Below are 15,357 nucleotides of genomic sequence, written 5' to 3' on the forward strand. Positions count from 1 at the left end.
CGCCTTGCCGCTTTCGTCTATATTGGATCGCAATCAATACAGAGGAAGGCGCGAGGCGATGGAGCAGAAATGGCCGCAGCAAATCTGGATCGTGCGTCACGGCCAAAGTGCCGGCAACGTGGCGCGCGATGCCGCCGAAGCGGAAAAACAGCTGTTGATCGCCATCGCCGAGCGCGATGTCGACGTTCCCCTCTCCGACCTGGGCGCGCGCCAGGCGCAAGCCCTCGGCGACTGGTTCGCCACCCTTCCCCCTGAACAACAACCGACCGTCGTGCTGTACTCGCCCTACGTACGGGCGCAGCAGACGGCGCAAGCCGTGCTGGCGCGCATCGATGCGGACAGCTTGAGCGCCGTGGTGGCCGACGAGCGCCTGCGCGAAAAGGAATTCGGCATCCTCGACCGCCTGACCGTGCACGGCATCGCCAGCAAATATCCGGAATTGCACGAACAGCGCCAGCACGTCGGCAAGTTCTATTTCCGCCCGCCGGGCGGCGAAAGCTGGTGCGACGTCATCCTGCGCCTGCGCAGCGTGCTCGACACCATCACCCGCGAATACCGGGGCGAACGGGTGCTGATCGTCGGCCACCAGGTCATCGTCAACTGCTTCCGCTACCTGCTCGAGCGCTGCGACGAGCAAGCCATCCTGGCCATCGACAAGGCCGCCGACGTGCCCAACTGCGGCGTCACCTCGTATGCGTTCAACCCCGCCCTGGGCAGGCACGGCAAGCTGCAGCTGGACCTGTGCAACTTCGTCGCGCCGCTGGAGGCGGCCGGCACACCCGTCACGGCCCAGCCCGACATGCCGGCCGCGCCGAAATCCTGATCCTTCGGAGGTCATCCATGGACGCCATCGACATCACGCCTTCCCTGCTGCGCTCCTGGCCCCTGCCCATGCCCCAGCCCGACGGCGACAAGGAAGTGCGCGGCCATCTGCTGATCGTCGCCGGCTCCGAGGAAATGCCGGGCGCCATTGTGCTGGCGGCCACAGCCGCCCTGCGCGCCGGCGCGGGCAAGCTGACCCTGGCGACGGGCGCGTCGGTGGCGGCGCAAGTGGCCGTCGCCATGCCCGAGGCGCGGGTCATCGGCCTCGATGAAACGGTGCAGGGCGGCTTCCGCCACGAGGCGCGGCACCAGCTGGCGCCGCTGGCCGGCAAGGTCGATGCCGTGCTCGTCGGGCCAGGCATGTGCGACACGGCCGCCAGCTGCGAGCTGATGCGCCACCTGCTGCCCCTGTTTGCCGGCAGCCGGCTGATCCTCGACGCCTGCGCCATGCAGGTCGTGCGCCAGCCCGCCAACTTCCGCTTCGACCAGCCCGTGCTGCTGACGCCGCACGCGGGCGAGCTGGCCCAGCTGATGGGCCTGTCGAAAGACGCCGTGCTGGCCGACCCGCATGCCTGCGCCGTGGACGCGGCGCGGCGCTGGCATGCCATCGTCGCCCTGAAGGGCGCGCTGACCGTCATCGCCACACCCGATGGCACTACCTGGACGCACGCGGGCGGCAATATCGGCCTGGCCATTTCCGGTTCCGGCGACACCCTGGCCGGCATCATCTCGGGCCTGGCCGCGCGCGGCGCCCCGCTGGAGCAGGCGTGCGCCTGGGGCATCGCCGTGCATGCGCTGGCGGGCGAACAGCTGGCCCTGCGCTTCGGCATCCTCGGCTACCTGGCGCGCGAAATCCCGGCCGAGATTCCCGCCCTGCTGCGTAATCTGGCGCCCTGAGCTGGCGCCCTGAGCTGCGCGGCATGGAAACAACAGCATAAGCATATCCAGAAAGAATCGTTAGCCTGGGCAACGGTCTCCCTTAAGCTCATTCAACTGTTTCCAGATGACTAAGTTTAAAGGACACCGCCTTGCATCCGCGCCATTCATACGCCTCCCCCTCCCTTCCCGCCACGCCGCTGCGCGCCATCGTGCTGGCCTGCGCCATGCTGGGCGCCGCGCCCGCCTGGGCCCAGGCTGAGGACACGGCCACCGGTGCCGCCACGCCAGCGAGCGCCAGCATCGACCAGGTCACCGTCGTCGGTTCGCGCGCGCGCAACCGCACCGTGTTCGACAGCAGCGTGCCCATCGACCGCTTCGGCGCGCGCGAAGTGAGCAATGCGCTGTCGACGGGCGACGTGGGCGCGGCCCTGCAAAACCTGTCGCCCTCGATCAACTTCCCCCGCATCGAATCGAGCGGCGCGTCGGACTCCGTGCGCGGCATCCAGTTGCGGGGCCTGGCGCCCGACCAGGTGCTGGTGCTGATCAACGGCAAGCGCCGCCACACAAGCGCCGTGCTCGACACGGAAAGCAGCTTTGCCGGCACCGTGCCGGTGGACATCAACGCCATTCCGCCGAACGCCATCGACCACATCGAAATCCTGCGCGACGGCGCGGGCGCCCAGTACGGCAGCGACGCCGTGGCGGGCGTCATCAACATCGTGCTGAAAAAAGCCCGCACGGGCGGCGCCGCTTCCGTCAGCTACGGCACCAACCACACGCATTTCGACCCCACCGATCAAACCCTGACGGATGGCCAGACCGTCATCGTCAACGCCGACTATGGCGTGCCGCTGGGCGAGGCGGGATTCTTCCGCTTCGGCGCGGAAACCCGGCGGCGCTCGCCCACGGAACGGGCCGGCCCCAGCGACGCGGGCTGGACGTCCTACAACTTCACGCCGGCCGACCAGACGCTCGACGGCAAGGTGGTGTTCAAGTCCGGCGACTCGCGCCAGCGCAACAACTACCTGTTCTACAACACCCAGCTCACCCTGGCCAACGGCCTCGACCTGTACTCGTTTGCCACCCTCAACGAACGCACATCGGACGGCAGCGCCTACTTCCGCTATCCGGGCGACCCGTCGAATGTACCGGCCCTGTATCCGCACGGCTACCGCCCCGTCACCAACGGCGACAAGCGCGACCTCAGCATCGTTGCCGGCGTGCGCGGCAGCGCGGGCGAGTGGAACTGGGACGCCAGCGCACGCCACGGCAGCGACCGCTTTGACTACGGCGTGAGCCACTCCGTCAACGCCTCGCTGGGCGCGGCCAGCCCCACGCGTTTCAATCTGGCCGGTTTCGACTTCCGCCAGAACGCCCTGAACCTCGATGCCACGCGCAGCCTCGACATCGGCTTGCGCGCCCCATTGAACGTGGCCGTGGGCGCCGAATGGATGCGCGAAACCTACCAAAGCTCGGCTGGCGACCCCGCTTCGTATGCGGCCGGCAGCTTCACCGATGCGCCGCCGGGCGCGCAGGCCGGTCCCGGACTGCGCCCATCGGACGCCTATGACGGCAGCCGGCAGATCCGCTCCATGTATGCGGACGTGGAAAGCGATCTCACGCCGCGCCTGCTGGTGGGCGCCGCCGCCCGCCATTCCCGCTACAGCGACTTCGGCAGCGCCAGCACGGGTAAACTCTCCAGCCGCTACAAGGTGACGGACAACTTCCTCGTGCGCGCTTCGCTGTCGAACAGCTTCCGCGCGCCGGCCCTCGTGCAGACGGGTTTCCGCTTCGCCACCTTGAACTTCAACGCCGATGGCACGGCCCTGCAAACAGCGGCCCTGCTGCCGGCCAGCGACCCGCTGGCGCGCAGCTTCGGCGCGCAAGCGCTGAAACCGGAAAAGTCGACCAACCTGTCCCTGGGCCTGGCCTGGAAACCGGCGGCCGCCACCAGCGTGACGGTGGACGCCTACGTGATCCGCATCCGCGACCGCATCACGCGCTCGAGCGACTTGCAAAGCGACGCCGTCACGGCCTACCTGACCGCCAATGGCCGCAGCGACATCCAGTCCGTGGCTTACCTGGCCAACCTGCTCGACACGCGCACAAAAGGCCTGGACGTGGTGCTGAATCACGACCTGGCATTCACGTCAGGCAAGCTGAACCTGAACACGGCCCTCAACGTGAACAAGACGACGCTCGACAAGGTGCGCCAAAGCTCCGCCGCGCTGGCCAATATCGATCCCAGTTTGAGCCTGTTGACGGAGACGGGTTTGTTCCGCATCAAACATGCGTCACCCGCCAGCAAATTGATCCTCGGTGCCGACTGGCAGGCGGCCGGCTGGGGCGTGCAGGCGCGCGCCACGCGCTTTGGCGAGCTGAAAGATTTTTCCTACGACAGCGATGCGCCCTTGATTGACGGCATCCCCGCGCAGCGCTTCGGCGCCGTCTGGTCGCTGGACCTGGAAGGCCAGTTAAAACTGAGCAAGCAGCTGACCCTGAGCGTGGGCGGCAACAATATCCTCGACCGCTATCCGCAGCGCGTGCGGGAAACGAACAACGCCACGTATGGCGGCGCCCTGCCCTACAATTTCATCAACCCCATCGGCGTCAATGGCGCCTACTTTTACGCTAAATTAAGCTACACGTTCTGACACGGACAAGGATAAATCATGATCATCAAACGAATCTCCCACCTCGTCGCCGGTGCCTGCCTGAGCGCCCTCCTGTTGTCCAGCGCCCAGGCCGCCGCGCCGCTGGTGCTGATGACGGACTTCGGCACGGCCGACGGCGCCGTGTCCGCCATGCATGGCGTCGCCTATGGCGTCGATCCCAGGCTCACTATCTCGGACCTGACGCACCAGATTCCCGACTACGACATCTGGCTGGGCGCCTACCGCCTGTACCAGACGGCCAATTACTGGCCGCAAGGCACGGTATTTGTTTCCGTCATCGATCCGGGCGTGGGTACCAACCGCAAGTCGGTGGTGCTGAAAACCAAGGGCGGACGCTACTTCGTGGGCCCGGATAACGGCCTGTTCACCCTGATCGCCGAGCGCGACGGCGTGGCGGAACTGCGCGAAATCGATGAACAGGTCAACCGCCTGGCGGGCTCCGCCGAGTCGTACACCTTCCACGGCCGCGACGTGTACGCGTACGTGGGCGCGCGCCTGGCGTCGGGCGCCATCACGTATGAACAGGTGGGCCCGCCATTACCCAGCGAATCCGTGGTCAAGATCGCGTATCAAAAGCCTGTGCGCAACGGCAATACCATCCGCGGCATCGTGCCCGTGCTCGATGTGAAATATGGCAATGTCTGGACGAATATCCCGAAATCCCTGCTCGATGAATTGCAAGTGAAACTGCACGATCCGCTGCAAGTGCGCATTTTGCACAAGGGCAAGCAAGTGGCCAAGGTCACGGCGCCGTTCGAACACACGTTTGGCGGCGTCGCCAAGGGCAAGCCGCTGGTCTACCTGAACAGCCTGCTCGACGTGGCCGTGGCCATCAGCCAGGGCGACTTCGCCGCCAAACACCACGTCGAGTCGGGCGTGGATTGGGAAGTGGAAGTGAGCAAGGTCCCTGCCGCCAAATAAGGCCCTTGCCCGCGGCCGGGGCGTCCTGTCCTGGCCCCTTTCTTTCTCGTTCACGTGGCGCGTTTGCGCCATATCAAAACGGATCGCCGCGCCCGCTGCCGATAGCCGTTGATTTGTAAATCCAGTGAACCTGCGCGCACCCGCCCACTCTAATTTTTTGCAAGCGATGCCAGCCTTGCTACGACGGCCTGCCAGCAACATGGCAGGCGGCTGGCAAGGTATGACTACCCAAGACAGCTTTCCAACGAGAAAGGAACAATCATGACGGCTCCACTCCTTAGCACCAGCAAGCTTGTCCTCGGCACCGCCATCGTGTGCGCGCTGCTGGGCGGCTGCAACAAGCACAACGAAACCACCACCGCCCCGGCCACGCCGGCCACCACGCCCGGCACGGGCGGCAGCGGCACCTCGGGCACCAGCGGTACCACCACGCCGGACACCACCACGCCCGCCACGCCATCCGTTGCACCGGGCACCACCACCAATCCCGACGGCACGACCACGCCGCCGGCCACCCCGCCCAGCAATGGCACCACGCCCGGCACCGGCACAGGGACTGGAACCACCACGCCGCCGCCACGCAGCAGCTAAAAACCGCGTCCGCTCCGCCCCGACGGCCAGCCAGGCTGCACGCCTGCAGCAAAATACGCAGCAAAGAGCCTTCCGACGAAGGCTCTTTTTATTGCACAGAGCAACAATCTCCCTGCCACGGCGCGTCAGTGGGCTGGCACCGCCTTGCCGGCCGCCCGAGCGCTCAGCGCCTGATGGTCCGCCGCCAGGAACAGATACATGGCCGGCACCACGAACAGGGTAAACAAGGTGCCGATGGACAGGCCCGTGAAAATCACCAGCCCCATCGCGTGGCGCCCGGCCGCGCCCGCGCCCGAGGCGATCACCAGGGGCAGCACGCCAAACACCATGGCCGCCGTCGTCATCAGGATGGGCCGCAGGCGCACGGCGGCGGCCGCTTCGACGGCCTCACGCTTGCTCTTGCCCGTCTTTTGCAGCTGATTCGCCACTTCCACGATCAGGATGCCATGCTTGCTGATCAAGCCCATCAGGGTCACCAGGCCCACCTCTGTGTAGATATTGATCGACGCAAAGCCGAGGAAGATGAACATGGTGGCGCCAAACAGGGCCAGCGGCACGGAAATGAGGATCACGACGGGGTCGCGGAAACTCTCGAACTGCGCCGCCAGCGCCAGGAAGACGATCACCACGGCAAACAGCATGGTGACGATGAAGCCGCCCGATTCCTGCACGAACTGGCGTGACTGGCCTGCGTAATCGGCCGTGTAGCCGCTGGGCGCCACCTGGGCCAGCGCGTCGCGCATGAAGGCCAGCACCTCGCCCTGCGAGGCGCCGGACACGCCGGAAAGCGTCACGGAATTGAGCTGCTGGAAGCGGTTGATCGACTCGGGCACGACATCGTACTGGATATGCGCGACGGTACTGGCCGGTATCATCGTGCCGTTGGGCGTCTTGATATGGAAATCCAGCACGGCGGACGGATTCAGGCGGTCTACCTGCAGCACCTGCGGGATGACTTTATAGGAACGCCCGACAATGGAAAAGTAATTGACGTAGCCACCGCCCAGGGCCGCGCCCAGCGCCTGCCCCACATCCTGCTGCGTCATGCCCAGCGCGGCGACGCTGTCGCGGTCGACCACGACGGTGGCTTGCGGTTTATCAATCTTCAAGTCCGTGTCGATGAAATAGAACTTGCCCGACGCGCGCGCCTGCTCCAGCACCTGCTGCGCGATGGCATCGAGGTTTTCAAACGGCTCCGTGGTGGCGATGACGAATTGCACGGGCAGGCCCGAGGAGCCGGGCAAGGCGGGAAACTGGAAGGCGGCCACGCGCGCGCCGGCAATCCGGTTCCAGCCCGCCTGCAAGTCTTGCTGCACTTCCTGGGCGCTGCGCGTGCGCGCGTCCCAGGGCGTCATCAGCATGCCGCCAAAACCCGAGTTGACCGTCGGCACGCCCGTGATCTGGAACATCTGGCTGTATTCGGGCATGGCCTTGGCCACCTGGTAGATTTGCTCCGCATACACCTGCATCTGGTCCGAGGTGGCCGTCGGGTCGCCCACCACCTGCGACAGCACGACGCCCTGGTCTTCCTCGGGCGCCAGCTCGGACTGCGACATCTTGAACATCAGCCCCAGCACCACCATCAATAGCGCCGCCATGACGATGAGCACCACCCATGTATCGAGCAACGCGTGCAGCAGGCGTTGATACGTGTCATGCACCTTGCCGAAGACGCGGTCGATGGCTTGCACGAAGCGGCCGCTGTCCTGTTCCGGACGGAAAAAGCGCGAACACATCATGGGCGACAGGGTCAGGGCCACCACGCCCGACACGGCCACGGCACCGGCCAGGGTGAAGGCGAATTCCGTGAACAGCGCCCCCGTCAGGCCTCCCTGGAAACCGATGGGCACGTACACGGCGACGAGCACCACCGTCATGGCCAGAATCGGGCTGCCCAGTTCGCGCGCCGCCAGCAGGCTGGCTTCCAGCGGCGGCTGGCCCTGCTTCATGTGGCGGTCCACGTTTTCCACCACGATGATGGCGTCGTCGACCACCAGGCCGATGGCCAGCACGATGGCCAGCAAGGTCAGCAAGTTGATGGAATAGCCGAGCGCCAGCATGGCCGTAAACGTGCCGATCAGCGATAGCGGCATGGCGATCACGGGCACGATCACGGCCCGCAGGCTGCCCAGGAACAGATAGATGACGATGGTGACGATCAGCAACGCCTCGACCAGGGTCTTGATGACCTCCCTGATCGAGGTATTGATGAAGAAAGTCGAGTCGTACACGATTTCGCCCGTCAGCCCGGCCGGCAGCTGGGACTGGATATCGGGGAAGACGGAGCGCACGCGCTTGGCCACGTCGAGGATATTGGCTTCGGGCGCCACCTTGATGCCGATGAAGACGGAGCGCACGCCGCTGAAGGCGACGTTGAAATCATAGTTTTCCGAACCCAGCACGACGGTGGCAAGGTCTTCCAGGCGCACGATGGAGTCGCCGCTGCGCTTGACGACGAGTTTCTTGAATTCTTCCACCGAATGCAGGTCCGTGCCCGCCGTCAAGGGGATGGTCACCATCTGGCCCTTGCTGGAACCGAGCGCGGCCAGATAGTTATTGTTGCCCAGCGCCGTGCTGACATCGGCGGCCGTCACGCCGAACGCCGCCATCTTGGAAGCGTCCAGCCAGGCGCGCAGGGCAAACAGGCGTGCGCCCAGCAGTTCCGCCGTCTGCACGCCCGTGATGGAATCGAGCTTGGGCTTGACCACGCGGCTGAGAAAGTCCGTCACATTATTCGTCGGCAAGGTCTTGCTGTAAAAGCCCAGGTACATGGCGTCCGTCGTCTGCCCCGTCTGCACCGTCAGCACGGGCGCCTGGGCCTGGGCGGGCAGCTGGTTGCGCACGGAACTGACCTGGGTATTGATTTCCGTCAAAGCCCGGTTCGCGTCGTAGTTCAGGCGCAAGGTCGCCGTGATGGTCGACACGCCGCTGCTGCTGGACGAGGACAGGTAATCGATGCCCTGCGCCTGGGCGATGGCCGACTCCAGCGGCTGCGTGATGAAGCCGGCCACCGTCTGCGCATCGGCACCGTAATACGTGGTGGAAATCGTCACGACGGCATTCTGCGTCTTCGGATACTGGTTGATGGGCAAACTGAACAGGGAGCGCAGCCCCAGCACCACCAGCAACAAACTCACCACCATCGCCAGCACGGGCCTGCGGATAAAGAGATCGGTGAAGTTCATGGCGGCGCCTCAGTGTTCCTGCGGCGTGGGCCGCGGATTGTTGCCCGGCTCGACCACGTTGCTGATGACCACGGGGCTGCCGTTCTTGAGCTTGATCTGCCCGCTGGTGACGACCTGCTGCCCCTCGGTGAGCCCCGTCAGCACGGCCACCTGGTCGCCGCGCGTTTCCCCCGTGGTGACAAACACTTGCCGCACCGCCAGCTCGCCCGCCTTCGGCGGCGGGGCGGCGGGGGCGGAGCCGGCCGGCGCGGCGGACTTGGGCGCCTGCTGCGCCGGATGCACGACGAAGACGGTGGAACCATACGGGTTGTAGGTGATCGCCGTCTGCGGCAAGGTCAGGTACTGTTGCTTGTCCCCCACTTCCACATGCACATTGGCAAACATGCCCGGCAGCAACTGCCGTTTCGGGTTGGCCACCGTGGCCTCCACCTGCACGTTGCGCGTGGTGGGGTCGACCTTGGAACTGATGGCGCTGACCTTGCCGCTAAAGGCCGTTTTTGCGTAGGCGTCACTGGACAGATTCAGGGCTTGCCCCACTTGCAGGCCGCTCAGCTGCTTTTGCGGAATATAGAAATCGACATAGATGGGATCGATGGTCTGCAGGGTCACGATCTTGTCGCCTGGATTGAGGTACTGGCCCGGATTGATGGTGGTGATGCCAAGTTTGCCCGCAAACGGCGCGCGGATGGTTTTCTTTGCCACCAGCGCCGCCTGCTGGGCAGCCAGCGCCTGCTTGCTTTTCAAGTCGGCCTGGTCGCTGTCGATCTGCGCCTGGCTGATCGCCTGCACCGCAAATTGCTGCTGGTCGCGCTTCAGTACGGAAGCGGCCAGTTCGGCCGCGGCCTCCAGCGCGCGCAGCTGCGCCAGGTCGGCATCGGCATTCAGTTGCAGCAACAGTTGCCCCGCCGCCACTTCCTGGCCGGACTTGAAATGGATGGACCTGACGAGGCCGGCGATTTCGCTCGTCACGTCGACGCCACGCACGGCCACCAGGGTGCCCACGGAGGACAGATGCGGCTGCCAGTCGACCTTGCGGATGATGGTCGCCGACACCGTCTGCGGCGTGGGCTTGGGCGAACTGGCCATGAGCTGGCGGATGTGCAGAAAGAAGCCCAGGGCCAGCAAGGCAATCAACAGGAGCACCGCCCCCAGCATGATGAGCATGCGCTTATTGCGTTTCGTCATGGATGCGCTCCTGGTTATTCTTTCTGGCTGCCATCGTGCTGCGTATTACCGTGCAAGGCCTTGCGGCGCAGGCTGTTCAGTCCGTGCCTGCCGCCACCGGCACGGTGGTCGTGGCGGGAACATTGTCCAGCGCGGGCCGGTTCCACCAGCCGCCGCCCAGCGCCTGGAACAGCGCGGCGCTATCCGCATAGCGCGCCGCCTGCGCCTGCACCAGGCCCACCCTGGCCTGCTGATACGTGCGCTGGACATCCAGCAGGGTGAGATAACTGATGGCGCCCAGCTTGAATTGTTGCGTACTCAAGGCCAGCGATTCGCTGGCCAGGGCCTCCACCTCGGCCTGCTGCTTCAGGGCGGCGGCATCCGCCTCGAGGGCCCGCAAGCTGTCGGCCACATTCTGGAAGGCGCCCAGCACGGTGGCACGGTAATCGGCCGCCGCGCCCTCGTAGGCGGCGATGGCGGCGCGCCGCCTGGCGTCCAGCGCGCCGCCATTGAAGATCGGCTGGGCCAGCCCGGCACCCAGGCCCCAGACGGCGGAACTGGCGTGCAACAGCGCGGGAAAGGTGGTGGCCAGCGCGCCATAATTGCCCGTCAGATTGAATTGGGGATATTTGTTCGCCGTGGCGACGCCGATTTGCGCGCTGGCCTGGTGCAGCAGCGCCTCGCTGGCGCGGATGTCGGGGCGCTGGCGCACGAGGGCCGACGGCAGGGACAGGGGCAAATCCTGCGGCAAATGCAGCGATGCCAGTTCGAACTCGGGCATGCCCGCTTCGCTGGGCAGGCGGCCTGCATACACGGAAAGCTGGTGGCGCGTCTGCGCCAGGGCCTTTTCCAGCGGCGGCAAGGTCGCCCGCGTCTGCGCCACCGTATTGCGCTGTAGTAAGACCGTAGCGCGGCCAATGGCGCCGAACTTGAGTTGCTGCTCAATCACATCCAGCTGTTTTTGCTGCGCGTCAAGTACTTCACTGGTCGCCTGCAACTGGCCGCGCAGGGACGCTTCGCGTATGGCCGTCGTCACCAGGTTGGCCGTCAGGGCCAGATACGCCGCCTCAAGCTGATACTGCTGATACTCGGCTCGCGCTTGCAAGCCTTCCAGCTGGCGCTTGTTGCCACCGAACATGTCCAGCGAATAGGACACGTTGACGGAGGCATTCGTCAAATTGAAGACGCCCCCCGCGCCCGTCAGGCGGCTGGTCTTTTCGCGGTTGAAACCCAGCTGGCCAGTCACGCCGGGATACAGCAGCTCGCCGCTCTCGGCGCGGTAGTTTTCATTCGCCTGGCGCAGGGCGGCTTGCGCCGATGCCAGGCCCGGGCTGCGCGCGAGGGCTTCGCGCACCATCTGATCGAGGACCGGCGATTGAAACAGCGACCACCACTGCGCGGGAATATCCTGGCCCGGCATGAAGCGCTGCGCCTGGCCGCCGATACCGGGCGCCGAGGCCGTTTGTTCCGGCAAGGGCACCGGCGTGTAGCTGTCGCCGCCCTCCGGCGCAGCGGGTGGCCTGAAGTCGGGTCCCACGGCACACCCGGCAAGCAGGCACGCCAGGAGCGCCGCCGGCATGGCAAGGCGCAGGGAAACGGCAGGAGCGGAACTCCTGACGCGCAAGGCAATAAGGGGCTGCCATAGGCTGGGGACCATTGTTTTTATCCGATACTATGCATTGCAACATCATGACAACGTTGTTGAGCTTCTCGAATACTGGACTTGCCGCACGACAATGCCGCGCCAAAGCACTGGCGGGCGCGATTATTCTAGCATCAAAATCCGGCGGCGTATGCGGTGCCGCTGCAGTGCGCAAGATGCTGGTAAACGTCAAAGAGCCTTCCGAAGAAGGCTCTTTGATCTGGCACAAATGCTGCGCAGCCGAGGCTGCCTGACTTATTTTTGCAGGCTGACCGACGCTGCCTTCGGCGCGCGGCGTCCCATCAGGAACAGCACGGCCTTCTTCAGCATGCGGTAGACGAAGCGCACCAGCAGCAGGGTCAGCACGCACTCGATCAGGGTCAGGATCATGGCGAAAGCCACCGGCATGCGGGCGACGCGGCGGTGGAACTTGGCCACGGCGCCATCGCGGGCGATTTCGATGCTGTCATAGAAGGTCGGCACGACCAGCAGGGTCAGAATCGTCGAAGTGATGGTGCCGCCGATGATGGCGATCGCCAATGGACGGTAGAACTCGCCGCCCTCGCCCAGACCCAATGCCACGGGGAACATGCCGGCGATCAGCGCGAACGTCGTCATCAGGATGGGGCGCAGACGCATGCGGCCCGCATACATCAGCGCGTCCTCGCGGCCGTGGCCTTCTTCTTCTCGCTTGCGCGCTGCGTCCAGCAGCAGGATGGCGTTCTTGGCAACCAGGCCCATCAGCATGATGATGCCGATAAAACTCATCAAATTGAGGGTGTTGTTGGTGATCACCAGCGCCACCACCACGCCGATCAGACTGAGCGGCAAGGACATCATCACCGCCACGGGCGCCGTGAAGGAACCGAACTGCATGACGAGGATCAAATACATCAGGCCGATACCCATCACCAGCGCGATCAGCATTTCCGTGAACAGCTCTTGCTGGTCCTGGCCGGCGCCGCCCAGCGCCAGGCCGTAGCCGGGCGGGAAGTCGATGGAGTTGGCCAGTTTCATGGCGTCGCTAGTCACTTCGCCATTCGAGCGGCCCTGCGCATTGGCCGACACGGTGATCGTGCGCTTGCCATTCTTGTGCTCGATGCCGGACGGGCCCTTGCCCATGGTAATGGTGGCGATCTGGTCGAGCGGCACCATTTGCGAGGTGCCCGTCACGCTGATCGGCAGGCGCTCGATATTCTCGGACGCCACGCGGTCGTCGGGGTGCAGGCGCACGGCCACGTCGCGCGTTTCGCCCGTCGGATCGACCCAGTCGCCCACTTCCACGCCGGCAAACGCCACGCGCAGCGATTGCGCTGCGTCATTGACGGAAATACCCATCGAGTTGGCCAGACCACGGTTGAGCTCAATCTGCAGCTCGTTCTTCGGATCCTGCTCCGACAAGCCCACGTCAACGGCGCCGGGAATGGCGCGCAGCTTGTCCATGTAGGCATTCGTGATTTCCATCAGTTTGCGCGAATCCGGGCCCGTGAATTCCACCTGGATCGGCTTTTGCGAACCGTTGCTCAAGTCATCCTGCACCACGTATTCGGCGCCCACCAGGCGCGACATCTTTTCGCGCAGCTCGACGGCGATTTCCTTGGCCGAACGCTTGCGGGTGTTGCGCTTGCCGATGTCAACATACACGCGGCCGCCGCCCGCATTGATGGAGCTGTTGGTATCCTTGGTTTCAGGCAAGGTGCGCGCCAGCACGGCCGCCGCTTCCAGCTTCAGGCGCGAATACTCGATGCTGCTCGACGATGGCGTGCGCACATTGATCATCAGATTGCCGGAATCAGATGCCGGCAAGAAACTCGTGCCGCCATGTGTAGCGTGCAGAACAATGGCGCCCACCAGGCTGCCGAAGGCGATCACGGCCATCCAGCGGCGGTGATGCAGGGCCCAGGCGATCACGCGGCCATAACGGTCGGCCTGGTGGTCGAACCAGTGATTGAATTTCTCCAGCACGCGGCCGATGCCCTTTTTCGGTGCCGAATGCTCTTCGACCGGGTCGCCCCAGTAGGCCGACAGCATGGGGTCGAGCGTAAACGAGATCCCGAGGCTGACCAGCACCGAGCACGTCACCGTCAAGGCGAACGGACGGAACCATTCGCCGGAGATCCCCGGCATGAAGGCCACGGGAATGAAGACGGCGATAATCGAGAAGGTCGTGGCGGCCACGGCCATGCCGATCTCGGCCGTGCCTTCCAGCGCGGCCGTGCGGCGGTCCTTGCCCATCTGCATGTGGCGCACGATGTTTTCGCGCACCACGATGGCGTCATCGATCAGCACGCCGATGGCCAGCGACAAGCCCAGCAGGGTCATGAAGTTCAGGGTAAAGCCGCACAGCCACACGGCGATGAAGGCGGCAATCACGGACGTGGGCAGGCTCAGCGCCGTGATCAGGGTCGAACGCCAGGAGTTCAGGAAGGCGTAGACGACGAAAATCGTCAGCACGGCGCCCAGCACCAGCGATTCGATCACGTTGTTCAGGCTATGCTGGGCGTTTTCGCCGCCGTCGCGCGTCACTTGCAGGATCGTGCCTTTCGGCAAGGTCTTGTTGATTTCCGCCACCATGTCGCGGATCTTGTTGGCCACGCTGACGGTGGAAGCGTCGCGCACGCGGGTGATCGAAATGCCCACGTTGGGCTTGCCGCTGCGCATGCTCAGGCTGTTGACTTCGGCAAAACCGTCCTCGATGGTGGCCACTTGCGCCAGGCGCACGATTTCCTCGCCGCGGCGCTTGATCACTACTTTCTCGAAGTCGCTTGGCGACTCGATGCGGCCCACCAGGCGGATGCTTTTCTCGTCCAGGGTGCCGCGCACCTTGCCGACCGGCGCATTCGTGTTCTGGTTGCGCAGGGCGGTAACGACGTCGCTGACGGAAACATTGTATTCACGCAACTTTTCCGCCCGCAGCAGCACGGACAGTTCGCGCTTCAGCGAGCCGCCCACGTTGACCAGCGCCACGCCGTCGACGGTGCGGAAGCGGTCCGACAGCACATCCTCGGCCAGGCGCGAAATTTCCGCATGGCTTTGCGTATTCGACGACAGCGCCAGCTGCATGATCGGTTCGGCAGCCGGGTCGATGCGCTGCAGGATAGGCTCGCGCATTTCCGTCGGCAACTTGTAGCGCACGGCGGCAATCGCATTGCGGATATTGTCGGACGCTTCGATCAAATTGGTATTGAAGGAAAACTTCAGGAAGATGCTGGCCGCACCCTCATTCGAGTCGCTGTTGACCTCGGTCACGCCGGAAATGCTTTGCAGCGACTTTTCCAGGCGGTTCACCACTTCGCGCTCGACCGTGTCGGGCGAGGCGCCAGGATAAGGAATGCTGACGACGATGAACGGCACTTCGACGTCCGGGTTCTGGTTGACGCGCAGTTTCTTGAGCGCCAACAAGCCGACGCACATCATCGCCAGGATCAGGACGATGGTGGCGGTAGGCCGCTTGATACTGAAATCGGAAAGGAACATG

General features: G+C 64.6%; 10 protein-coding genes. 6 read left to right on the forward strand and 4 right to left on the reverse strand.

The window, feature by feature from the left end; all coding sequences use genetic code 11:
- Nucleotides 1-58: 58 nt before the first annotated feature.
- From AC1RJW_RS21500 to AC1RJW_RS21520, 5 genes are all read left to right on the forward strand, one after another.
- A complete protein-coding gene (locus tag AC1RJW_RS21500) occupies nucleotides 59-823 on the forward strand; it encodes a histidine phosphatase family protein (RefSeq protein WP_493046757.1) in 765 nt (254 codons plus the stop codon).
- 17 nt (nucleotides 824-840) lie between these two features.
- Entirely contained in the window at nucleotides 841-1,719 is an 879-nt protein-coding gene (locus AC1RJW_RS21505; RefSeq protein ID WP_493046758.1) for an NAD(P)H-hydrate dehydratase, read from the forward strand.
- 131 nt (nucleotides 1,720-1,850) lie between these two features.
- Nucleotides 1,851-4,355: a TonB-dependent receptor plug domain-containing protein gene (locus tag AC1RJW_RS21510; RefSeq protein WP_493046759.1), complete on the forward strand. Its 2,505-nt coding sequence runs from the start codon at nucleotides 1,851-1,853 to the stop codon at nucleotides 4,353-4,355.
- Between the two features lie 18 nt (nucleotides 4,356-4,373).
- Nucleotides 4,374-5,297: an SAM hydrolase/SAM-dependent halogenase family protein gene (locus AC1RJW_RS21515; protein ID WP_493046760.1), complete on the forward strand. Its 924-nt coding sequence runs from the start codon at nucleotides 4,374-4,376 to the stop codon at nucleotides 5,295-5,297.
- Between the two features lie 261 nt (nucleotides 5,298-5,558).
- Entirely contained in the window at nucleotides 5,559-5,888 is a 330-nt protein-coding gene (locus tag AC1RJW_RS21520; protein ID WP_493046761.1) for a hypothetical protein, read from the forward strand.
- 125 nt (nucleotides 5,889-6,013) lie between these two features.
- Here the strand turns inward: AC1RJW_RS21520 and AC1RJW_RS21525 are convergent, their stop codons facing one another.
- From AC1RJW_RS21525 to AC1RJW_RS21535, 3 genes are all read right to left on the reverse strand, one after another.
- Entirely contained in the window at nucleotides 6,014-9,073 is a 3,060-nt protein-coding gene (locus AC1RJW_RS21525; RefSeq protein ID WP_493046762.1) for an efflux RND transporter permease subunit, read from the reverse strand.
- Between the two features lie 9 nt (nucleotides 9,074-9,082).
- Nucleotides 9,083-10,258 (reverse strand): efflux RND transporter periplasmic adaptor subunit, encoded by a 1,176-nt coding sequence (locus AC1RJW_RS21530; RefSeq protein ID WP_493046764.1) that lies wholly within the window; start codon nucleotides 10,256-10,258, stop codon nucleotides 9,083-9,085.
- Nucleotides 10,259-10,334: 76 nt separating this feature from the next.
- Nucleotides 10,335-11,816: an efflux transporter outer membrane subunit gene (locus tag AC1RJW_RS21535; RefSeq protein WP_493046765.1), complete on the reverse strand. Its 1,482-nt coding sequence runs from the start codon at nucleotides 11,814-11,816 to the stop codon at nucleotides 10,335-10,337.
- 110 nt (nucleotides 11,817-11,926) lie between these two features.
- Between AC1RJW_RS21535 and AC1RJW_RS21540 the strand changes: the two genes are divergently transcribed.
- Nucleotides 11,927-12,133, forward strand: a complete 207-nt coding sequence (locus AC1RJW_RS21540; protein WP_493046766.1) for a hypothetical protein — start codon at nucleotides 11,927-11,929, stop codon at nucleotides 12,131-12,133.
- A 1-nt stretch (nucleotide 12,134) separates the two neighbouring features.
- Here the strand turns inward: AC1RJW_RS21540 and AC1RJW_RS21545 are convergent, their stop codons facing one another.
- A complete protein-coding gene (locus tag AC1RJW_RS21545; protein WP_493046767.1) occupies nucleotides 12,135-15,356 on the reverse strand; it encodes an efflux RND transporter permease subunit in 3,222 nt (1,073 codons plus the stop codon).
- Nucleotide 15,357 lies beyond the last annotated feature (1 nt).

Source organism: Janthinobacterium sp. GW822-FHT07A03 (genome assembly GCF_058798815.1).